The organism is Malaciobacter sp., from assembly GCF_055140965.1.
The window spans coordinates 17,957-41,476 of the sequence record NZ_JBSRRO010000013.1 but is presented as its reverse complement, the minus strand read 5'-3'; the positions used below and the strand labels follow the sequence as shown (position 1 = coordinate 41,476).

23 protein-coding genes are annotated in these 23,520 nt (G+C 29.1%); 8 read left to right on the top strand and 15 right to left on the bottom strand.

All coding sequences use genetic code 11. The features are described from left to right. Positions 1-29 precede the first annotated feature (29 nt). The 6 genes from ACTCCZ_RS05585 to ACTCCZ_RS05560 all read left to right on the top strand — a co-directional run bounded on the left by ACTCCZ_RS05585 (position 30) and on the right by ACTCCZ_RS05560 (position 5,802). Positions 30-260, top strand: a complete 231-nt coding sequence (locus tag ACTCCZ_RS05585) for a DUF2061 domain-containing protein (RefSeq protein WP_079578211.1) — start codon at positions 30-32, stop codon at positions 258-260. 8 nt (positions 261-268) lie between these two features. After that, positions 269-967, top strand: a complete 699-nt coding sequence (locus ACTCCZ_RS05580) for a phosphoadenylyl-sulfate reductase (protein WP_079578210.1) — start codon at positions 269-271, stop codon at positions 965-967. A 64-nt stretch (positions 968-1,031) separates the two neighbouring features. Next, positions 1,032-1,943, top strand: a complete 912-nt coding sequence (cysD, locus tag ACTCCZ_RS05575; RefSeq protein WP_079578209.1) for a sulfate adenylyltransferase subunit CysD — start codon at positions 1,032-1,034, stop codon at positions 1,941-1,943. Between the two features lies 1 nt (position 1,944). Beyond that, positions 1,945-3,354 (top strand): sulfate adenylyltransferase subunit CysN, encoded by a 1,410-nt coding sequence (gene cysN, locus ACTCCZ_RS05570; protein WP_079578208.1) that lies wholly within the window; start codon positions 1,945-1,947, stop codon positions 3,352-3,354. Positions 3,355-3,366: 12 nt separating this feature from the next. After that, positions 3,367-4,467, top strand: coding sequence for a hypothetical protein (locus tag ACTCCZ_RS05565; RefSeq protein ID WP_079578207.1), 1,101 nt, complete (start codon positions 3,367-3,369; stop codon positions 4,465-4,467). Between the two features lie 75 nt (positions 4,468-4,542). After that, positions 4,543-5,802, top strand: a complete 1,260-nt coding sequence (locus ACTCCZ_RS05560; RefSeq protein ID WP_196778266.1) for an aminotransferase class V-fold PLP-dependent enzyme — start codon at positions 4,543-4,545, stop codon at positions 5,800-5,802. Between the two features lie 8 nt (positions 5,803-5,810). On the opposite strand, the gene ACTCCZ_RS05555 is transcribed toward ACTCCZ_RS05560, so the two are convergent. Beyond that, positions 5,811-8,351, bottom strand: coding sequence for a methyl-accepting chemotaxis protein (locus tag ACTCCZ_RS05555; protein WP_463187181.1), 2,541 nt, complete (start codon positions 8,349-8,351; stop codon positions 5,811-5,813). A gap of 124 nt (positions 8,352-8,475) precedes the next feature. Between ACTCCZ_RS05555 and ACTCCZ_RS05550 the strand changes: the two genes are divergently transcribed. Continuing rightward, a complete protein-coding gene (locus ACTCCZ_RS05550) occupies positions 8,476-9,594 on the top strand; it encodes a metallophosphoesterase (protein ID WP_322853526.1) in 1,119 nt (372 codons plus the stop codon). Between the two features lie 59 nt (positions 9,595-9,653). Next, positions 9,654-10,001 carry a nitrous oxide-stimulated promoter family protein gene (locus ACTCCZ_RS05545; protein WP_079578204.1) on the top strand — a complete coding sequence of 116 codons (348 nt, stop codon included), beginning with the start codon at positions 9,654-9,656 and terminating at the stop codon, positions 9,999-10,001. Positions 10,002-10,051: 50 nt separating this feature from the next. Here ACTCCZ_RS05545 and ACTCCZ_RS05540 read toward each other — a convergent pair whose 3' ends face one another. From ACTCCZ_RS05540 to typA, 14 genes are all read right to left on the bottom strand, one after another. Then, positions 10,052-10,465 carry an Hsp20/alpha crystallin family protein gene (locus tag ACTCCZ_RS05540; protein ID WP_079578203.1) on the bottom strand — a complete coding sequence of 138 codons (414 nt, stop codon included), beginning with the start codon at positions 10,463-10,465 and terminating at the stop codon, positions 10,052-10,054. A 147-nt stretch (positions 10,466-10,612) separates the two neighbouring features. Beyond that, positions 10,613-11,632: a sulfate/molybdate ABC transporter ATP-binding protein gene (locus tag ACTCCZ_RS05535; protein ID WP_079578202.1), complete on the bottom strand. Its 1,020-nt coding sequence runs from the start codon at positions 11,630-11,632 to the stop codon at positions 10,613-10,615. Continuing rightward, positions 11,632-12,492 carry a sulfate ABC transporter permease subunit CysW gene (cysW, locus tag ACTCCZ_RS05530; protein ID WP_079578201.1) on the bottom strand — a complete coding sequence of 287 codons (861 nt, stop codon included), beginning with the start codon at positions 12,490-12,492 and terminating at the stop codon, positions 11,632-11,634. Before cysW ends, ACTCCZ_RS05535 begins: the two co-directional genes overlap by 1 nt. Next, complete coding sequence (gene cysT, locus ACTCCZ_RS05525; protein ID WP_079578200.1) at positions 12,489-13,343, bottom strand: sulfate ABC transporter permease subunit CysT; 855 nt, start codon at positions 13,341-13,343, stop codon at positions 12,489-12,491. The genes cysW and cysT overlap by 4 nt, the downstream gene beginning before the upstream one ends. Positions 13,344-13,354: 11 nt before the next feature. Beyond that, positions 13,355-14,563 carry an EAL domain-containing protein gene (locus ACTCCZ_RS05520; protein ID WP_119184362.1) on the bottom strand — a complete coding sequence of 403 codons (1,209 nt, stop codon included), beginning with the start codon at positions 14,561-14,563 and terminating at the stop codon, positions 13,355-13,357. A 48-nt stretch (positions 14,564-14,611) separates the two neighbouring features. Beyond that, complete coding sequence (locus ACTCCZ_RS05515; RefSeq protein WP_079578198.1) at positions 14,612-15,697, bottom strand: sulfate ABC transporter substrate-binding protein; 1,086 nt, start codon at positions 15,695-15,697, stop codon at positions 14,612-14,614. A 300-nt stretch (positions 15,698-15,997) separates the two neighbouring features. Further along, positions 15,998-16,435, bottom strand: a complete 438-nt coding sequence (locus ACTCCZ_RS05510) for a hypothetical protein (RefSeq protein ID WP_463187178.1) — start codon at positions 16,433-16,435, stop codon at positions 15,998-16,000. Positions 16,436-16,516: 81 nt separating this feature from the next. Then, positions 16,517-17,725 (bottom strand): threonine synthase, encoded by a 1,209-nt coding sequence (locus ACTCCZ_RS05505; protein ID WP_079578196.1) that lies wholly within the window; start codon positions 17,723-17,725, stop codon positions 16,517-16,519. A 213-nt stretch (positions 17,726-17,938) separates the two neighbouring features. After that, a complete protein-coding gene (locus ACTCCZ_RS05500) occupies positions 17,939-18,673 on the bottom strand; it encodes an amino acid ABC transporter ATP-binding protein (RefSeq protein ID WP_079578195.1) in 735 nt (244 codons plus the stop codon). A gap of 8 nt (positions 18,674-18,681) precedes the next feature. After that, positions 18,682-19,359 (bottom strand): amino acid ABC transporter permease, encoded by a 678-nt coding sequence (locus tag ACTCCZ_RS05495; RefSeq protein ID WP_079578194.1) that lies wholly within the window; start codon positions 19,357-19,359, stop codon positions 18,682-18,684. Beyond that, positions 19,340-19,999 carry an amino acid ABC transporter permease gene (locus ACTCCZ_RS05490; protein ID WP_079578193.1) on the bottom strand — a complete coding sequence of 220 codons (660 nt, stop codon included), beginning with the start codon at positions 19,997-19,999 and terminating at the stop codon, positions 19,340-19,342. Before ACTCCZ_RS05490 ends, ACTCCZ_RS05495 begins: the two co-directional genes overlap by 20 nt. A gap of 30 nt (positions 20,000-20,029) precedes the next feature. After that, positions 20,030-20,860 carry a cysteine ABC transporter substrate-binding protein gene (locus ACTCCZ_RS05485; protein ID WP_079578192.1) on the bottom strand — a complete coding sequence of 277 codons (831 nt, stop codon included), beginning with the start codon at positions 20,858-20,860 and terminating at the stop codon, positions 20,030-20,032. A gap of 231 nt (positions 20,861-21,091) precedes the next feature. Next, positions 21,092-21,553 (bottom strand): RrF2 family transcriptional regulator, encoded by a 462-nt coding sequence (locus ACTCCZ_RS05480; RefSeq protein ID WP_079578191.1) that lies wholly within the window; start codon positions 21,551-21,553, stop codon positions 21,092-21,094. Positions 21,554-21,699: 146 nt separating this feature from the next. Continuing rightward, positions 21,700-23,517, bottom strand: a complete 1,818-nt coding sequence (gene typA / locus ACTCCZ_RS05475; protein ID WP_079578190.1) for a translational GTPase TypA — start codon at positions 23,515-23,517, stop codon at positions 21,700-21,702. Between the last annotated feature and the right edge of the window lie 3 nt (positions 23,518-23,520).

Sequence of the window (23,520 nt, the reverse complement as noted above, 5' to 3'; positions counted from 1 at the left end):
GAAAAACCTAAGGCATATGAGGAATTAAAATGCATGAAAAGCCCTACAGATCAATTGTAAAAACAGTCTCTTGGAGAACACTTGGAACATTAGATACTATAATTATTTCTTACTTTATTACAGGTAATTTAGTAATGGCTGCATCAATTGGCTCTATTGAAGTGGTTACAAAAATGATTCTTTACTATTTTCATGAAAGAGCATGGAATAAAATTCCATTAGGTAGAGTAAAACCTACACAAAATGATTATCAAATTTAGGTATGTTTATGAATATTATAGATGAATTAAATGAACAATTAAAAAACTCTTCTACACAAGAAGTGATTGAGTTTTTTTTAAATCAATACAAAAATAAAGTTGCCCTAGCCTCAAGTTTAGGAGCTGAAGATCAAGTTTTAACAGATATAATTTTTAAAATTGATAAATCTTCAAAAGTATTTACATTAGATACAGCAAGATTAAATCCTGAAACATATGATGTGATGGATGCAACAAATTTGAAATATGGTGTAAAACTTGATGTTTACTTTCCCAATCTTGATAATGTAGAAGAACTATATAAAACTCAAGGTATTAACGGTCATTTTGAAAGTATAGAAAATAGAAAAAGATGTTGTAGTATTAGAAAAATTGAACCATTAAAAAGAGCTTTAAAAGGTCTTGATGTTTGGTTTACAGGACTTAGAAGTTCTCAAAGTATTACAAGAGAAGATATGAAATTAGTAGAGTGGGATGAAGCTTTTAAACTAATAAAAGTAAATCCTTTGATAAATTGGAGTGAAGAAGATGTATGGGATTATATAAAAGCAAATAGCGTTCCATACAATAAGCTTCATGACAAAGGTTATCCAAGTATTGGCTGTGCACCCTGTACTAGAGCCGTTAAGGACGGTGAAGATATAAGAGCTGGTAGATGGTGGTGGGAAAACCCTGAACACAAAGAGTGTGGTTTACACAAAAAATAGTGGTGGTATATTCAAACCTTTAATTTGAAATATATTAAATAGTTTTTAATTTGATGGAGAGATTATGTTAGATACAAAAAGATTAACTCACTTAAAACAACTTGAAGCTGAGTCAATTCATATTATAAGAGAGGTTGTAGCAGAGTTTAATAACCCAGCAATGCTTTACTCAATTGGTAAAGATTCGGCTGTTATGCTTCACCTTGCTGTAAAGGCATTTGCACCTGCAAAACTGCCATTTCCTTTACTTCATGTTGATACAACATGGAAATTTAAGGAGATGATTGAATTTAGAGATAAAAGAGCTAAAGAGTTAGGAGTTGAGTTATTAGTACATGTAAACCAAGAGGGAGTTGACCAAGGAATTGGACCATTTTCCCATGGAAGTGCAGTTCATACAGATATTATGAAAACTCAAGGGTTAAAACAAGCGCTAAATAAATATAGATTTGATGCTGTATTTGGTGGGGCTAGAAGAGATGAAGAAAAAAGTAGAGCAAAAGAGAGAATATACTCATTTAGAGATAAAAATCATAGATGGGATCCAAAAAACCAAAGACCAGAACTTTGGAATATTTATAATGGAAGAGTACATAAAAATGAATCAATAAGAGTTTTTCCTCTTTCAAATTGGACAGAACTTGATATTTGGCAATATATATATTTAGAGCAAATACCTATTGTTCCATTATATTTTGCTAAAAAAAGACCTGTTGTAGAAAAAGATGGTGTGAAAATCATGGTAGATGATGACAGAATGCCAATTGAAGATGGTGAAGAGATAAAAGAAGAGATTGTTAGATTTAGAACTTTAGGTTGTTATCCTCTAACAGGTGCAGTTGAAAGTACTGCAACAACTCTGCCTGAAATTATTCAAGAGATGTTACTTACTAAAACAAGTGAAAGACAAGGAAGAGTAATTGATAGTGACCAAGCGGGGTCAATGGAAAAGAAAAAAATAGAGGGGTATTTTTAAAATGGCACATCAATCTGATTTAATAGCATCAAATATACAAGAGTATTTAAAAGAGCATGAAAATAAAGAGTTACTAAAATTTATCACTTGTGGAAGTGTTGATGATGGAAAATCAACTCTTATTGGAAGACTTTTACATGATTCTAAAATGATTTTTGAAGACCAATTAGCAGCAATTAAAAATGATTCAAAAAAAACAAATTCAACAAATAATGAATTTGATTTAAGTTTACTTGTTGATGGACTTCAAAGTGAAAGAGAACAAGGTATTACTATTGATGTTGCATATAGATATTTTAGTACAGATAAAAGAAAATTTATTATTGCAGATACTCCAGGGCATGAGCAATATACTAGAAATATGGCAACAGGAGCTAGTACAGCCAATTTAGCAATTATTTTAATTGATGCTAGATATGGAGTTCAAACACAAACTAAAAGACACTCATTTATTACAAAACTACTTGGAATTAAACATATTGTAGTTGCAGTTAATAAAATGGATTTAGTTGATTTTAGTGAAGATAGATTTGAACAAATTAAAGCTGATTATTTAAAATTTGCAAAAAGTTTAGGAATTGAAGATATTATATTAATACCTATTTCTGCACTTAATGGAGATAATGTAGTAAATAAAAGTGAATTTTCTCCTTGGTATCAAGGTGATACTTTAATGCACACATTAGAACATATTGAAATAGCAAAAGATAGAGATTTACAACACTTTAGATTACCTGTTCAATATGTAAATAGACCAAATCTTGATTTTAGAGGTTTTTGTGGGACTATTGCTTCTGGTATTATTCAAGTAGGAGATGCCATTACAGTTTTACCATCAGGAAAAAGTTCTCATGTTAAGCAAATAGTTACTTATGAGGGTAATTTAGATTATGCTTATGCTGAACAAGCTATTACACTTACACTTGAAGATGAGATTGATATTAGTAGAGGTGATGTTATTGTTAAAAGTGCTGAGCAACCTAACCATGCAAGTAGCTTAGATGTTGATATTGTCTGGATGAGTGATGAACCTTTAACAAAAGGAAAAACATATAATATTAAAAGAGCAACAACAACCACTACAGGAAGTATTGATAAGTTTTATTATAAAACAGATGTTAATACTCTTGACAAAGATGAAAGCACAAATGTTTTAAATCTAAATGAAATTGCCCATGCAAAGCTAGATTTAGACCAAGAGATTGCATTTGATGAATATAATCAAAATAAAACAATGGGAAGTTTTATTATAATTGATAGAATATCAAATAATACAGTTGGGGCTGGTATGATAAGGGATAAATCAAAAGAACAAGGTAAAAAAAGTTCAGAATACTCAGAGTTTGAGATTGAATTTAATGCTTTAGTTAGAAAACATTTTCCCCATTGGGATGCAAAAATAATTAAATAAATAGGTACTCTTATGGTGAAAAAAATAAATTTTGATGAAATAGAAAGAATAAAAAAACAAAAAAGTGGCTTAGATGTCCTTGCGGACATCTATTTGTATGCAGTCCTTGGTGAACCCTTACAAGAAGATGATATACAAAGACTTAAATGGTATGGATTAACTTTACAAAATAATGATATTTCAAATGCAAGTTTTACTTTAAAAATAAAAATAATAAATGCAAAATTAACACTTGAACAATTAAAAGTGATTACAACTATTTCTAAAGAGTTTACAAATAATAGTGCAAGATTTGTTGCAAGACAAAATTTAGAGTTTGATAATATTAAAATTTTTGATATTCCTGCTATTTTCAATCTTTTAAATAGTGTAGAATTAAATTCAATTTATGCAAGTGGGCATGTACCTACAAATATTATGTCTTGTCCTATAAATGGGTATAACCAAAACCAAGCAACAGATGTTAGTGAACTTGTAGAAAATTTAAATGAAGCATTTGAAGCAAATAAAAACTTTGTAAACCTGCCAAATGAATTGAAGATTTTAGTTGATGGTTGTGGTTGTGTTGATGAAGATTGTAAAGATAATGATCTATTCTTTAAAGCAATTAAGAGTTGTAATGGTAAAATTCAATTTAAAGTTGATGTTGGTGTTAATGAAAAAATTTATAATATTGGATATATTGCACCATCACAAGTTATTTCACTAGCTAAAGCTGTGGCTAAAGTCTATAGAGATTATGGATTTAGAGAAAATGAAAAACAATCAAAACTTGCAAGTTTAGTAAAAGATTGGGGAATTGATAGATTTATCAATGTCTTGCAATCTGAACTTACATTTAAAATAAAAGAGTCTTATGACTTTATAGATACAAAAAAAGATTTTGAAAACTATTATGGTGTATATAATAGTAATAAAGATGGTTTTAGTTTTGTTGGCTTTGAATTAAAAGATAAAAATATAAATGCTCAAGGTTTAGAAAAGCTATATACACTTTTAAATGAGTATAAAGCAACAACAATTAAAATTACTCCAAAAGAGAATATCATTGTTTTAGATGTACCTACTAAAAATGCGCAAGAATTTGAAAAAAAGTTAAAACAAAACTTTTAGTTTTTTATTTAATAGCTTTAGAATAAAATTTTTATAAAAAGTTGTATAATGAAAAGAAATCTATTCAGAAAAATTATTGATTCAAAAGATTTAAAAAAACATATTATTGGTCAACACAAAAATTTATATTTTGACTATACGGCTTCTGGATTGGCATTTGAACCAATAGAAGCTCGTATAAATCAAGTTCTTCAAACCTATGCTAATACTCATTCAAAAGAAGCTTCAATGGCTGATACTACTAGTAATTATTTTGAAGAAGCAAGAGAAAATCTTAAAAAAATGTTTGAACTTGATGAAAACTTCACTATTTTGCCAGGTGGCTGTGGTGCGACTGCTGCAATAAAGCATTTTCAAGAACTAATGGGAGTTTATATCCCCCCAGCAACAAAACAAAGATTTAATATAAATGTGGATAAATCAAAACTTCCTTTAGTAATAATTGGACCATATGAACATCACTCAAATGATGTTAGCTACAGAGAAGCTTTATGTGAATCTATTAGAATAAAATTAGATAAAAATGGATTAGTTGATTTAGTACATTTAGAAGAAGTACTTAAAAAAAATGAAAATAGAGAAATCATTGGTAGCTTTTGTATTGCTTCAAATGTTACAGGAATAATTAGTGATTATAAAGCGATTTCTAAACTTTTAAGAAAATATAATGCTATTGTTTGTTTTGATGCAGCAGCTAGTTCACCTTATATGAATGTTGAATGTAAATATTATGATGCTTTATTTGTATCTCCACACAAATTATTAGGTGGTCCTGGAAGCTGTGGCCTTTTAGTAATAAGAAAAAGCCTAATAAACAATGAAATAAGCCCTACTTTTGCAGGTGGTGGTACTGTTTTATATGTAAATAAAGATACTCAAAAATATGATGAAAAAGTAGAAAATAGAGAAAATGCAGGAACTCCTGGAATTTTACAATTTATTAGAGCTTCACTTGCTTATCAGCTTAGAAATGAAGTAGGTTTTGAATATATTAAAAATAAAAAAAATAGACTTACAGACTATTTTATAAATGAATTAAAAAAGATTGAAAACATTGTAATTTATGGAAATTTAGAAGCTGAAAATATAGGTATTGTCTCTTTTAATATAAAAGATTTAAGTCCTTATGATTTATGTGCAAAACTATCAAATATTTTTGGTGTTCAAACAAGAGCTGGTTGCTCATGTGCTGGTCCATATGGACATGATTTATTAGGTATTGAGAAACTTGATTTAGAAAATAAACCAGGTTGGGTTAGAGTATCTGTACACTATACTATGGAAGAAGAGGATATAGATAACTTACTTCAAGCTATCAAAGATAGTATCAAATGATACTATCTTTATTCACAGTGTAATTCTTTAATTTTATCTAGAACTTCAAAAACTCTAGTTATATCATTTTCAACTTCTTGTGCTTGATTTAAAATCTCACTATTATCTCTTCCTTGTCCATAATAATCAACTGTTACTTGAACTTTTTCATGAATACCTTTATGTAACTTTAATAATTCTTGCCATTCACTTGATTTAGCATAAGGTTCATTTTCATGTTCATCTATCCATTTTCCAAGTTTACAGTTATGATGATTCGTTACTTTAAAATCTGCCCCAAGTTTACATTTACAAAAATTATGATTTTTAAATACTATATGGTCTGATTTTAATCTATTTAGTGTGAAAATCATTGCTGGGTCACAAATTCTTTTCTTTGAATCCTCATTATATGTTGTACTGCTAATTACATTATTTAAGTTTTGCACCAAGTTTTGTGTATTTTGAGCCATTGAACTAATATTTGTTGCAAGTGAAGCATTCTCTTGTGTTGCTTTATCCAATGAGTTTACAGTATCATTAATCTGTGTAATAGCTGTTTGTTGTTCTTTTGAAGCATTTGCAACTTCTGCTATTAAATCAATTGTAGTTTTAATAGTTTCATCTAATTGGTTATAACCATTTAGCATTTTATCCGTAACTTCTTTACTTTGTTGTGCTTTTGTTGTAGCACTTTCTACTAACTCTTTAATCTCTTTTGCAGCTTCTGCACTTCTATTTGCTAAGTTTCTTACTTCTTGTGCAACAACAGCAAAACCTTTACCAGCTTCGCCAGCAGTTGCAGCTTCCACTGCTGCATTTAATGAAAGAATATTTGTTTGAAATGCTATTTGATCAATCACTGAAATTGCTTCATGAATTGAGATAACCTCATTACTTAACTCTTCCATAGTATCAACTGTTAAGTGAGCAAGCTTTTTACCATCATCATTTGACTTTGTAACTTCATTTGCATGTTGACTCATTTTTTGAGCATTTTCACCACTTTTATAAATAGTAGATGTTATCTCTTCAACTGCAGCTGCTGTTTCTTCAAGTCCTGCTGCTTGAACATTTGATGATTCACTTAATCTTCGAGAAGCTTCTGATAGTTCATTTGAGCTATTTGTTAATTTATAATTTGAATCATCAATTAGTGCCATTACTTCTGAAATAGTTGATTGAGTTACTTTTAAACCATCTAAAAGTGAAGCAATTAAACCTGTTACTCCATTTATTGATGGAACTTCTGTATCATATTTTGCATGTGAAAGCTCAACTAATGTATCAGAGATGATATTTAAATTACCTCCAGTTTTTTCAATCATATCATTTATAACATGGATTAATAAGGCAACTTCTTTAGAACTTGCTTCTTTATTAATTTTATCATTAAATAAACCAGCATTAACTTTTTCTATTACTACACTTGCTTCATGGATAACTTCTCTATCTTTTGAAATGCCCTCTTGTATAGAATCAAGGTACAAATTAAAACTATTTACAACATCACCTATTTCATCTTTATTTTTTACATCAATATGATTTGCATTTGAATTATTGCTTCTTATATTATCAATTGCCATTTTTAAATTTTTAATAGGAGATATAATATTTGCTTTCATATTAAATAATGAGATTATAAAAGTAATAATTAACGATACAATTAATATAATTAGTGCAACAAATATAAGACTTGTTGCTTTATTTATAGCTAGATGAACAATACTATTAGGTTTAGCAGAGATTGCAATACCTACTTTATTATTTTCAAAATCTTTTATATCTATATAGGTATATGTATATTTTTCACTACTTTGTAATTTTTCTGATAAAAGATTAGTTAAATCAATACTTTTTAAATCTTCTAAAAAATTATTATTTATAAATTTTTGTGAAATTAGATACTTGTTCCATAAAACATCTTTACTATTTATATTTGTAACAGCTAAAGATTTATCCATAAGTAAAATAAAGCCCTCTTTGTTACTATCAAAAGCTTTTGCAACTGAATTTATTCCTTGCATAAACTCTAAAGAACCAATATGTTCACCCTCTTGTGAGAATATAGGAACAACTGATCTTATACTTAGCCCAGCTTTCCCAACCTCAAAAGTATTAATAGCTTTTTTTGTATTATTAACTTTTACTACACTTTTTCTAAAAGAGCTTAAATCATCACCGAATTTATTTGCTTTCCAACTTCTTAAAAATGAATGATTGTCTTTAGTATGAATATGCACTTTAATATTTTTAAAAGGAGTATTACTTTTCATACTTTGTGATAGCTTTGCTAAAGCTTTTATTGCTAAATCTCTATCATTTGTAACTAATGCTTTTTTTATCATACTATCATTTGCAATTGAAATTGCATTTGATATTCCAACATCAAATTTTGCTTTAATTCTATCTTTTGAGCTTTTTGACAACTCACTTTTTATACTATTATAAACATCATTTGTTAGCTGGTTTTTATAGTAGTTTAAAGTAAAGTATCCAATAACTATTGATAAAACTGTTACACTTAATGAGACCAGTGTAAATTTCTTTGAAATAGAAAAATTTTTCATATTACTTCCCTTAAATTATAATTATTTCTGAAATATTATAGCTTCTATTCTCTTATAATAGTTTAATTAAATAAATTTTATGTAAACGTTATTTTTTTTCTATATAATATTTTTTATGAGATTTATGATATTTGCAACAATTTTTACAATAGTGTTTATTTTAATGAGTTTATATATTTCAAAAAGATTCATTAAAAAATTACATTTTAAAAAAAGATATAAAAACTATTTAAATTATTTCTTAATTATTAATATCTTTGGAATAATAGGATATATGATATTTAGAAGATATCCTATTGTCCCAAATGAAATATATTTTCTGTTAAGTATTCCTATTGGCATAGTATTCTTATTATTTTCAACAGCAATTATATATGATATTTTTTCTTATTTAATTAATACAAATATAAAAGATGAAAAAAGAAGGGATTTTTTTAAAAGAAGTTTAGATATTGGCTCTATTGCAATTGCAGGATCTATTAATGCAAAAGCTATGTATAATGCTAAACATATAGAAATAGAAAAAGTTGATGTTAAGATAAAAGATTTAAAAAAACCTTATAATATCGTACAAATAAGTGATGTTCATATTGGTGGTTTAGTTGATAAAAAATTTGTATCATCTCTTGTTAAAACAATAAACACCTTAAATGCTGATATCATTGTAATAACAGGAGATTTAGTAGATACTAATCTAATTTATGCAAAAGAGGCACTAAATGAATTAAAGAAATTAAAATCAAAATATGGTAATTATTTTATTGTTGGGAATCATGAATATTTTCATAAAGTAAAAAATATTATAACTTATGTTAACTCTTTAGGAATAAAAGTACTTGAAAATGAAAATGTTTATATTGGAGAAAAGAATTTAGGCTTTAACCTTGTTGGAGTTTATGATATCTTTGGATATAGCTATGGCTCTTATAAACCTGATATAAAAAAAGCTTTAAAGAATAAACAAAATTCACCAACAGTTTTATTATCCCATCAGCCAAAATATCTTGAGGAATTAAAATCAACAAAAGAGATTGATTTAATTTTAAGTGGTCATACACATGGTGGACAAATAGTACCATTTAATCTTTTAGTAAAACTTCAACAACCTTATATAAGAGGTTTATACAAACATAACAATACAACTCAAATTTATGTAAATAAAGGCACAGGGTTTTGGGGACCTCCTATGAGATTAGGTGCTAGTTCAGAAATTACTCTTTTAAAACTTACTTCTATTGATTAGTATCATTGTTTTTATTTTCTATTTTCTATAAAATTTAAAAACTTAAATAAAGAGTTACAATGACAAAAGAAAAATTTAAAATAGAAATAGATACTTTAAAGAAGTTTTTTGAACTTTATTGTAAAAATAAACATGAAGATATAAACTCTTTTACAAAAAATTTAGTTTATAAAGATGAAAATTTTAAAATAGATTTGCATTTATGTACCAAATGTAAAGAAGATATTGAATACTGTTTTCAAAGATTGCTAGAATGCCCACATGAAATAAAGCCAAGATGCAGAAAATGTCCAAATCCTTGCTATGAAAAATCTCAATGGAAAAAGACTGCTAAAATAATGAAATATAGTGGAGTTAGATTAGGCTTTAACTCAATAAAATCAAAGTTAAAAAAAATGCTCAAGTAAAGAAAATCTTTACTTGAGCTACTCAAAAAATAGGTGCTATTACTTATATATTATTTAATTTCAATAGTTTTTTTATGTTTGTCTTCTGCTAATTTTGGAACTATTACTTCTAAAACTCCATCATTATAATTAGCATCAATATTCTCTTTATCTGCATTTTCTGGCAGAGTAAAGCTTCTTGTAAATTTACCAAAAGATGTCTCTACTTTATAGTAGTCTTCTTCTTTAATTTCTTCTTTTGTTTTTCTCTCACCTGAAATAGTTACAACATCTTTATTTATATCTACTTTAATATTCTCTTTTTTAACTCCAGGTAAATCAACATCTATATGGTAAGCAAACTCACCTTCTCTTGTGTTTACCATAGGAACAAATCCACTTACACCTTCTTTTTGTGTTGGACTATAAAATCTTTTTTCAAATTCTGCAATATCTTTAAATGGGTCAAATCTTGTAAGTAACATTTTAAACTCCTTTTTAAAAATGATATTCTTGATATCTTTCCTATCAAGTTATTGAAATTATATCAAATATTTTTAGCACTTGTCAAGAGTTAGTGCTAATATTTTATATTTTTTTGAGCACTCTTTTTTATATTTATGTTAAGATTATTAAATTCCCGCTCCATATTCAAAAGTTCTTAACTCTCTTGGAATTATTCCTACTATATCGCCAATATTTAAACTTTTTTGTTTAAATTCATGGTGAGAAAGTTCTACTAAAATAGTTTTATGATTCTCTAAATCTTGTAAATCAATCTTTACTTGAGAACCAGCTAATTGAATATATTTGATTTGTGCTTTTGAAATAATATCACTATTGCTACTTGATACAATTTCAAGTTCATGAGGTCTTATATGATACTTTTGTTCACTATTTTCACCTCTTTCATGAAACAGATTTACATTTCCTAAAAAGTTGATGACAAACTCATTGGCTGGATTATGAAACACTTCTTCAGGGGTTCCTATTTGTTCTATTTTTCCTTTAGAAATCACCACAATTCTGTCTGCAACTTCCAAAGCTTCTTCTTGGTCGTGGGTGACTAAAATAGTAGTAATACCTATCTCACTTTGTAGTTCTTTTAGCCATCTTCTTAAATCTGTACGCACCTTTGCATCCAATGCTCCAAAAGGTTCATCTAGTAATAATACTTTTGGCTCAACCGCTAAAGCTCTTGCAAGGGCAACTCTTTGTCTCTGACCACCAGATAATTGCCAAGGAAAACGATGAGCAAAACCATCAAGTTGAATTAGGTCTAAAAGTTTGTTAACTTTTTGTTCTATTTCACTTTTTGAGGGTCTCTCTTTTTTGGGTTTTACACTCAATCCAAAGGCAATATTTTCAAAAACTGTCATGTGCTTAAAAAGTGCATAGTGTTGAAATACAAAACCAATATCTCTATCACCGATTGGTTTATTGGCTACATTTTGATTGTTAAAAAGTATCTCTCCAATATCGCTTGTATCCAATATTTCAAGTCCAGCTATCATCCTTAAAAGAGTTGTTTTACCACTTCCTGATGGTCCTAATAGTGCCAATAACTCCCCTGGAACTACATCAAGGTTTATATTATCTAAGGCTGTAAAGTTTCCAAAATATTTTGTTAAATTTTTTACTTCTATATTCATTAGTTTTCCTCTTTTAATTTCTTTAATTGTCTTCTTACTTTCCACTCTAAACTATATTTTAATACAAGCGTGAGTAGGGCTAATATGGCTAACAGTGTTGATACTGCAAAGGCTGCTACGAAGTTATATTCATTGTACAAAATCTCAACTTGCAGTGGCATGGTATTTGTAACGCCTTGAATATGACCAGATACAACAGAAACTGCACCAAACTCTCCCATAGCTCTTGCATTACACAAAATCACGCCATAAAGTAAACCCCATTTTATATTTGGTATTGTCACTTTCCAAAATGTTTGAAACCCACTAGCCCCTAATAAAAGTGCTGCTTGTTCTTCGTCGTTTCCTTGCTCTTGCATAAGAGGTATTAATTCCCTTGCAACAAATGGAAAAGTTACAAAAATAGTAGCCAATACAATCCCAGGCACAGCAAAAATTATTTGAACATCATTTTCAATCAGCCAATGACCAAACCAACCTTGAGCCCCAAAAAGCAACACATACACAAACCCTGAAATAACAGGTGAAACAGCAAAAGGTAAATCAATCAAAGTGATTAAAACACTTTTACCAAAAAATGAATACTTAGCTATCGCCCACGAAGCACACACTCCAAAAACCAGATTTAATGGCACGGCTATAAGTGCTGTGATCACTGTGAGTTTAATAGCTTGAAAAACATATTCATCATTAAAAGCTAAAAAGTAAGCATCAACTCCTTTTCTAAAGGCTTCTGCAAAAATTGATATCAAAGGAACTAAAAGCATAATAGTTAAAAAACTTACTGCTGTAAAAATCAACCCATACTTTACAAGCTTCGATTCACTTTGTGAACCATTTGAATTATTAAAAGTTTTCATATTGCCTCCATTCCTCTTCTTCTTGAACTCCATCTTTGAAGTATATTAATAACCAATAACATCACAAAAGAGATCAGTAACATCACAACTGCAATGGCTGTCGCTCCCACATAATCATACTGCTCTAGTTTTGTAATAATAAGCAGTGTACTGATTTCTGTTCTAAATGGCATATTTCCAGAGATAAATACAACCGAACCATACTCGCCTAAAGCCCTTGCAAATGAAAGGGCAAATCCTGTTAAAACAGCTGGAAAAATTGTAGGTAAAATTACTTTATAAAAAGTTTGCCATCTATTTGCCCCTAAACTTGAAGCTGCTTCTTCTTGTTCAACTTCAAGCTCTTCAAGTGCAGGTTGCACGGTTCGTACCACAAAAGGAAGACCAATAAAGATTAAAGCTATAGTAATACCAATAGGGGTAAACACTATTTTTAATCCCATTGGTTCTAAGTATTGCCCAAACCATCCTTGATAGGAGTAAAGTGTTGTGAGTGCAATACCTGAAACCGCTGTTGGCAGTGCAAAAGGCAAATCCACCATCGCATCAAAAACTCTTTTTCCAAAAAACTCATATCTCACCAAACACCAAGCAACAATCACTCCAAAAAAAGTATTTATCACTGCTGCAATCATCGAAGTATAAAAAGTAAGCTTATAACTCTCAACCACTCTTGCATCTGTAGTAGCACTGAAAAACTTTTCCCAACCCATACTAAAAGCTTCAGTAAACAAAGCTATCAAAGGAATAATTACAATAATACTTAAATAAAATATTGTATATCCCATCGTAAGACCAAATCCTGGAATTGAGGATTTAGGTCGTTTTAATATTCCGAAATTTAATCGCATTTTTTCCTCATTTATATTTTATTTATACTTTTGGGTTCATCAAACAAATAGCCTTGAAAATAATCAATGCCAACTTCTTGACTGGTTTTATAAATCTCTTTGCTAGAGACAAACTCTGCAACCGTTTTCATGCCCACTTTAGACGCAAAAAAAACAATGGCTTCCACCACTGCTTTGGCACTTTTACTTTTATTCATTTGTTGAATAATTGAGCCATCAATTTTGATAAAATCAGCTTGCAGTTCTACTAAATAGGTAAAATTTGAGTAACCCGTTCCAAAATCATCTATCGCAATCTTTACTCCAAAACTTTTTATAGTTTTTATAAAAGAAACCACTTCGGCAAGATTATCTATGCCTTCACTTTCGGTAATTTCAATCGTTAAATAATCCCCTAAATGATATTCATAAATCTTTTGAATTAAAAAATCCACCACCTCTTTGTCTAAAATATCAGAAATACTCAAGTTAATACTAAATTCCATTCTTTTATCTTCAAAGAATGCAAATGATTTTTCAATCACTTTTTTAGTAATTTGTGAATACAAATTAATTTTTTTGGCTCTATTGATAAAAAAATAAGGTGTTGCAATCTCCCCTTTTGAATCTTTCATTCGTACTAATACTTCATATTTTTTATTCTCTTTTGAATTAATCGATTGCACAAAGACTTCAAATCGGTCTTTTTTTATTGCTTTTATAATTTCACTCTCCCAATATAAATTTTGTTGTATCGATAAAGAGTTGGGATGGCAAATGTGATGATGTGAAATATCATATACCACGATATTGTGTTTTAACACTTTTGTTTGAGACAAAGCAAACTCAGCACTAAAAAGAAGTTCAGGGTAATTAACCGCTACGCCTACCCTCAAAGGAATATAAACTTTATTGCCATCCAGTTCAATAGGGGAGTATCCAAAATACCAGATGGCAGATTTAATGGTCTGTAAAAACTCCTCTTTTGAAACTTTTTTTGTTGAAGTTACAGCAAAGATATCTGCACCTAAATAATAAATCGATGCGTTGGCAAATCGTTTTTGAAATCGGTGTGATACTAACTTTAACAGCTTTTCACCAAACTCATAGCCATAATAGTGATTGATATTCCCAAAACCACTGATGTCAAAGATTGCTAATTTATTAAATGTTTTAGTGGCATTATCTTTTAAAAATGTTTTTCTGTTTGGTAGTTTTATCGTATTTATTTGTGCTGTCATTATATCGCCTTTTGATATTGACTTACTAAAAGTAAGTCAATAATACCTTTATGGTCTATAAATAGAGTCAAATACTCCACCATCATTAAAATGTATCTCTTGAGCATTTTTCCAGCTACCAAACACTTGATTTACAGTAATCAGCTTTAAATTAGGAAATCTCTCTAAATCTTTTTTATTGGCAAACTCTGGTTTATAAGGTCTATAATAATATTTTGCTACAAGATTTTGTGCTTTTGGTGAATATAGATACTCTAAATAAGCTTTTGAAACTTCATACACGCCATCTCTTTTAGCTTGTTTATCTGCTACTGTTACCGGTGGTTCTGCTTTGATACTAATACTAGGAACTACAATCTCTAAGTCCGTATGTCCTAACTCATTGATAGCCAAAAATGCTTCATTTTCCCAAGCTAAAAGTACATCTCCGATTCTTCTTTGTACAAATGTATTTGTAGAACCTCTTGCCCCTGAATCAAGCACAGGTACATTTTTGTATATTTTGCTTATAAACTCTTTTGCTTTTTTATCTGCTTTTTTGTATTTGGCAGAATTTTTGTCTAAATTATCTAATGTTCCTAACCCTTTTTTAAGTGCATACGAATAAGCTGCAAGATAGTTCCATCTAGCTCCTCCTGAAGTTTTAGGATTTGGAGTAATCACTTCTACACCTGGTTTTATTAAATCATTCCAATCATGTATACCTTTAGGATTACCTTTTCTTACTAAAAATACAATCGTTGATGTATAAGGTGCTGAATTGTTTTCTAATCTTGATTGCCAATCTTTTGGGAAAAGTCCTGTTTTGTCACTGATTTTATCAATATCATAAGCAAGTGCTAAAGTAATAACATCGGCTTTAAGTCCATCAATTATGGCTCTTGCTTGTTTTCCAGCCCCTCCATGTGATTGCTTAATTGTAACTTCTTGTCCTGTTTGTTCTTTCCAATACTTTGCAAATACTTTATTGTACTCACTATATAACTCCCTTGTAGGGTCATACGATACATTTAAAATCTCAACTTTTTTCTTACTTAATTCTGCTCTTGAATCATAATCAGATGCAACTGATAATGCAGGTATTAATAACGCTACAGTTGCCACTATTTTTAAACTCTTAACTAAATTTCTCATATTTTTCCCTTATTTTTTATACACTAGATGTGTGAATATTAAAGATTCTGTAAATCTCGCCTTTTACTTTAACTTATTTGATTTCTTGCTACACATATCGCACATCATGTTTAATCCTTGTTTGAGATAATTTTTGAAGGCAAATATCTATCACCTACTAGATTGGTGAAATTATAGTAGCTTTTTTTTTAATTGTCAAGAGTTTTTTACATTAATTTATTTTTTTATTTTTAAAATACCTTAAAATAGGGCTTTACTGAGACTTTAGTTTTTTGGCTATATCTTCACCAATAATAATATTTAGAAATTTCTCAGTATAAAGAGTATTTTTTGTAAAAGGATAACTATCCACATCTTCCAAAAGATAAATATTTTATCTTGTAACTCTTTTGAATTTAACTTGATATTTGAAAAGAAACCGCTCTCTTTAGCAACAATTAAAAAAATGTATTCATAGTCTTTCTCTCTTGTATTAACTCTTTTTTTATTTTTATCTATTTTGTCTATACACTCTTTTAAGATTGGAAAATCATAGTTTTTACCCAAAATATCTTGTTCTTCAAAATCCAAATCATACCTATCAATTTCAACTACATCACAATAAATGGAAGATAAATTAAAAGGATTGATCAGTAATATTTCACAATCCTTATTATAAGTTCTTACACTTTTTGCTATTAAATACCCAATATTTCCACTGGATATAATGATTATTCGAGCGGTATCTTTTTTGAGCAAAACAAGCTCTTTATTCAAATCTTCTTTAAAGTTAAGTTCTGCAAATAAACACTCAAAGATTTTTTTATTTTCAATATTAGTTTATTCAATGTTCAACTCTTCATTTGTTTGTAAAAGAGGTCGTTTTATTTGTACCGTATCAGGATATTTAAGTCCACTTCCTGTATTAAGTATAACCACCTTTTCATTTTGTTTAATCCAGCCATTTTTATACAATTTAACTGTAGCAGCTAATGTAGCGGCACCCTCTGGACATACAAAAAGTCCTTCATTTTTTGCTAATATTTCTTGATAATGTAAAGTATCTTCATCATCTATGGCTATTGCTGTTCCATTGGTTTCATAAAGAGCTTCAAGAACCAAGAAATCCCCAATTGCTTTTGGAACAGTTATACCATAAGCTATAGTTTGAGCATTTTCCCAAAACTGTGACTCTTTTTTATTTTCATTAAATGCTTTTACAATGGGAGCACAATTTGAGGCTTGAACAGCAACCAATCGTGGCAATTTTTCACCTATAAATCCTATTTCTTTTAATTCAAGTAAGGCTTTATAAATTCCAATTAGTCCTACTCCTCCTCCTGTTGGATATAAAATCACATCTGGCACTTGCCAATTGAATTGTTCAGCAATTTCGAATCCCATCGTTTTTTTACCCTCGATTCGATAAGGCTCTTTAAGCGTTGATGCATCCATAAAAGCATATTTTTTTACCGCATTCGCTACAATTTTCCCCGCATCGCTAATAAGTCCATCAACTAAAGTTAAGTTTGCACCTGCAATTGCACACTCATTTCTTGTAATACTTGGAGCATCTTTTGGCATAACAATATGCGCTTTTATTCCTGCTTTTGCGGCATAAATAGCCCAAGCGGCTCCAGCATTTCCATTGGTTGGCATGGCAAAATTTTTTACACCCAACTCTTTTGCCCTTGAAACTCCAACAGCTGCACCCCTTGATTTGAAACTTCCTCCTGGATTTAATCCCTCATCTTTTAAATAAAGATTTTTTAATCCTATTATTTCTGCGAGTTTTTCAAGTTTTATTATAGGTGTCATCATCTCACCCAAAGAGACAACATTTGATTGCTTTTCTATGGGCAATAACTCTCTGTATCTCCATAAATTACAACATCTAAAAGAGAAGTACTCTTTTTTTAACTCATCTTTAATCATAGTTAAATCATATCTAACCAATAAAGGTGAATGACACTTGGTACATAATTGCTGTACCTCTTTATGGTTAAATTTTGTTTTACATTTTGGACACTCCAAATGTGTTACATACATACTTTCTTCCTCATTTTTGTAGTATTTTCTATAAATTCAATTATTATATTTAAAAAAGAATTTCTTTATTTATACTTATATTTCTATATAATTTTTAATTGTATACTATCAAATTATCTAAGAAATATATTGTAAAATAATGTTATTTATTTTAGTCCTATAGCTCATTATTTTTTCAAGTATTAATATAATTAGAACTAAACTATCATAATTTTAATATTCAAAAATATTCAAAAACTGTTTTGCTCTTTGTGTTTTTGGATTTGTAAAAAAATCTTTAGGTTTTGATTCTTCACAAATCTTTCCATTTTCCAAAAATATTATTCTGTCTGCAACTAATTTTGCAAATCCCATTTCATGAGTAACTATGAGCATAGTCATTCCTGAATTCGCTAAATTTAAAATAACATCTAAAACTTCTCTTACCATTTCTGGGTCTAAAGAAGCTGTAACTTCATCAAAAAGCATAATTTCAGGGTTCATACACAAAGCTCTAACTATTGCTATTCTTTGTTTCTGTCCTCCAGAAAGTTCTCTTGGATAGGCATATTTTCTATCTTCAAGACCAACTTTTTTAAGCAATTCTTCTGCTTGAATAATTACTTCATTTTTTGCTCTCTTTTGAATTTTTGTGGGTCCTAATAATATATTATCTATTACATTTAAATGTGGGAATAATTCATAATTCTGAAATACCATACCTATTTTTTGTCTTATTTGTGTCCAATCTGTTTTTTTTGAATGAATACTTTTCCCATCTAAAAGAATCTTTCCATCTTGTATATCTTCAAGACCATTTATTGTTCTTAATAATGTACTTTTACCACAACCTGAAGGACCCAATAAAACAACAACTTCACCCTCTGAAATTTCTAAATCAATACCATTAATTACTTCTTTATCTCCATATTTTTTGTGAAGATTTTTTATATCTATTATTTTATTCACACTTACCTCTACTTATTCCATCTGTTTTCTAGTACTTTTGCAAATTTTGACATAGGATAACAAATTATAAAATATAAGAAAAATATTAATCCATATATCCAAAAAGAAGCATCAGGAACCCTTAAAACATTACTTTCAATAATTTGTTGACCCACTTTTATTACATCTACTACACCAATCATAACCACCAGAGAAGTTGTTTTTATCATCCTTGTTGCTAAATTTATAACTCCTGGTAAAATTCTCTTAAATGCTTGTGGAACTAATACATAAGTATATAACTGTATTTTATTAAAGCCTAAAGCTAAAGCCACATCACTATTATGTCTAGGAAGAGATTCCAAAGCACCTCTTGTAATATCTCCGACTTCTGCAATTCCCCATAAAGCAAACACACTAATTGCTACAAATTCACCACCAATATCTATATTAAAAAATTTTGGAATTACAAAATAAAATACAAATAACCATACAAGAATAGGAATTATTCTAAAAAAATCTAAATAAAACCTACATATAAATCTTATAAATAGATTTTTTGTTGAATATATTAATCCAAATAGTATGCCAAAAATTAATCCTATAAATATAGAACTAAATGCAATTTGAGCCGTTGTTAATAGCCCTTCAAGTATTCTTAAAAGATTATTTCCTTCAAATATTAATTCAATTCCCATGTTCTGCATATCGTATTTTCCTTTCGGCATAAGATAAAATAAAAGATAATGGTAAAAGAATTATTAAATAAAATATAATCAATAATAATAAAGATTCATATGTCTTATAATAAACGCCTATAAGTGTTTTTGTTAAATTCATTAATTCTTTGACTGCAATAATTCCAACAACAGAAGTCTCTTTAACCAAAAAAATTGCATTTGCTCCTATTAAAGGAATTGAGACAGAAATTGCTTGTGGTAAAATTACATATTTAAATAATTCTATTTTATTCATACCTAAACTTAATCCTGACTCAAGTTGATTAAGATGTACAGCTTCAATTCCTGTTCTTAATGCTTCACTCATATAACTTCCACCTAGAAAACTCAAACCTATTATTGCACAAACTTGTTCATCTAGTTTTATACCAAATTTTGGCAACCCATAATAAAGAAAAAAAAGTTGTATAAGTAAGGGTGTATTTCTTGATAATTCAATATACACACTTACTATATTCTTTAAAATAAGACTTTTTGTTGATAATAATAAATTACAAATCAAGCCTATTATAATTGAAAAGAAAATTCCAATAAATGCAAGTTTTAATGTCAGTAATAAAGCTTTTTGGAATAAAGGTAAAACTTTAATAATAAAATCAATGTCCATATTTCGACCTATCTTCTTCTTTTATTTTTTCTATAACTTTCCACCCTCAATTACTACTGAATCAATATTAATTGAATCTCCATATATTGGCTTTAATGTTTTATTGTAAGCTTTATGAATAAAATTCTCTTTTCCTAATTTTACTAATATCTGATTAATCGATTTAAGTAATTCATTATTTCCTTTTTTTACAGCTGGTGCAATCGTATCTAAATCACCTAATGAATCAATACCTGTAACAAAACCTTTATTTTGTCTAGCCCATGCAAATAATAATGTATTATCATTTGAAAGTGCAGCTCCTCTTCCATCTTTTAATGCTGCAAATGCCTCTGAAATATGATCAAAACTTAATAAATTTATTTCTGGATAATTTTTTGTAAAATATGTTTCAGCAGTTGTTCCTTTTGTTACAATAAGTTTTTTATCTTTTAAATCTGCAACAGACTTAATCACTTTTCCTTCAGGCGAAACTACACCAAGTGCTACTTTCATATAAGGGTTTGCAAAATCTACTTTTTCTTTTCGTTCCGCTGTTACAGTGAAGTTAGCCATTACAATATCTACCTTGTTTGTTTCTAAATACTCAACTCTATTTGCTGGTTCTAACAGTACAAATTCGACTTTTTTCTCATCACCTAATAATTCTTTTGTTAATCTCTTTGCAATTACAACATCAAATCCTTGAAGCTTTCCATTGCTATCAAGGTAACCAAAAGGAGCTTTATCACTAAACACCCCAATTCTTACTTTTCCTTTTTCTTTTATATTTTCTATTGATGAACTTGCACCAAAAACCAAAGCTGGAAGCAATGTAACTGCAATTGCTAATTTTTTAAAGTTGTTTAATATTTTTCTCATTTTCTCTCTTTTTAAATAGAATATACACTAAATGTGTGAATTTTAAAGATTCCAAATCTCACCTTTCCTAAATTAACTTTTTAACTTCACATACTACACATCTCTATTATCCTTTTAAATTAATTATTATACACTTAATTGGTGAAATTATATTCTATTTTTATATATTTGTCAAGTATTTTTATATTTATTTAAAAACTTGAAACTATAAAGCCAAAAGAATATAGCTATTTATATTCCCAACCCACCAATAAACTCTTCTTTATAAATATCTTCTTTTTTAATTGGATCTTGATTTAAACAAACTGCAATACTCATTTTATCTAAGATTTGAGCTGTTAAATTTCGTATATTTAGAAAAACTCTTCTAAAATAACACTTACTCTCTTGAGAACATGGCTCATAATTTGAAACACTCACACAAGAAATCATTGCCAACATTCCCTCAAAGTGTCGTATTACCTCACCTAAGGTTATATCATTTGCATCTTTTGCCAATGTATATCCACCATATCTACCAGGTGTGCTTTTAACCCAACCAGCATTGTTCATCTCTAGCATAATGTTTTCCAAAAATCTTTTTGGAACATCAGTATATTTAGAAAGATTTTTTGTTGAGATAGACTCACCTTTTAACTCTGCTATTGCGAATAGTGCTCTAAGAGCATAATCTGTTTTTTTTGATATTTTCATAATTATCGCCTATTTTATTGGTGAATCCATGACATGTATATAAAATTTGCCATAAATCACTATTGATTTTTTATTTTAAAACTTCGAAATAAAAAAAGAAGATTATAAATCTCTTCTTTTTTTATAAATTTTACTTTTTTTAATTTTTAATCAGCAAATTTAACTTTTTTTGCATTTCTTTTTCTAACTGTTGGATCTAAGTCTCTTTTTCTTATTCTAATAGATTTTGGAGTAACCTCAACAAGCTCATCATCTTCAATCCACTCTAATGCATTTTCTAATGTTAAAGCTCTTGGTGGAACAAGTTTAATAGCATCATCACTTCCACTTGCTCTTACATTTGTAAGTGCTTTTCCTTTGATTGGATTAACATCTAAATCGTTTGATTTTGCGTGCTCTCCTACTACTATTCCAATATAAACTTTATCTTGAGGTTTAATAAACATAACCCCTCTATCTTGTAAGTTAAAAATAGAATAACCTAAAGCTTCACCATTCTCCATTGAAACTAATGCACCATGTTTTCTAGATTCAACCATACCTGAATGTGGTCTAAAATCTAAAAATGAGTGATTCATAACACCCTCACCTTTAGTATCAGTTAAAAACTCAGTTCTAATTCCAATAAGTCCACGCGCTGGGATTTCAAACTCTAATCTTGTAGAACCTGTACCCATTGGTACCATATTTGTCATATTAGCTTTTCTTTTACCTAATTTTTCAATAATAGTCCCAGTATAATCATTTGGTGTATCAATTACTAAATGCTCAAATGGCTCTAATACTACACCATTTTCTTCTTTTGTAATAACTTCTGGTCTTCCAATAGAAAATTCAAAACCTTCTCTTCTCATATTTTCAGCCAAAATTGTTATTTGAAGTTCACCTCTACCATTAACTTTAAATTTACCCTCACCTGTTTGCTCATAATTCATAGCAATATTTGTATTCATTTCAGAATCAAGTCTTTCTTGGATTTTATTTGAAGTTACATATTTACCCTCAGTACCTGCTAATGGTGAGTCATTTACTGCAAATGTAACTGAAAGAGTTGGTTCTTCAATATGCATAGGATCTAATGGCATTGGATTAGCTGGATCACACAATGAATCTCCAACATCAATAGTTTCAAATCCTGCAACTGCAACAATATCACCTGCACCTGCTTGTTTTACTTCAATTCTATCTAAACCTTTAAATCCAATAAGCTTAGTTACTCTACCTTTAACTTTCTCTCCATCAGCTTTGCATAAAAGAACAGTTTCACCTTGAGTAATAGTACCATTAAAAATTCTTGCAATACCAATTTTCCCAATAAAGTTATCATAATCAAGTGTAAATACTTGAAGTTGAAGTCCATTTTCTTCACTTCCTTTTGGTTTTGGAACTTCATTTAAAATAGTTTCAAATAAAGGAGTTAAAGATTTTTTCTCATCTTCTAATTCATGCATAGCATAACCATCTCTAGCTGCTGCGTAAATTACTGGAAATTCAAGTTGTTCTTCAGTTGCATCCATTTGTGCAAACAGGTCAAATACTTCATCAACAACTCTATCAGGTTCACCAGCTGGTTTATCAATTTTGTTTACAACAACAATTGGTCTATGTCCTAATTCAAGAGTTTTTTTAACAACAAATTTTGTTTGAGGCATAACTCCCTCTTGTGCATCTACTAGAAGTAATACAGAGTCAACCATTTTTAAAACCCTCTCTACTTCTCCACCAAAATCAGCATGTCCTGGAGTATCAATAATATTAATTCTTACACCCTCATAATCAATAGCAGTGTTCTTAGAAAGAATAGTAATTCCTCTTTCTTTCTCAATATCATTGTTATCCATTACTCTTTCATCTACTTCTTGGTGTGCAGAAAAAGTCCCAGATTGTTTTAATAGTTCATCTACTAGTGTAGTTTTACCATGGTCAACGTGTGCAATAACTGCAATGTTTCTAATATCTCTCATTTA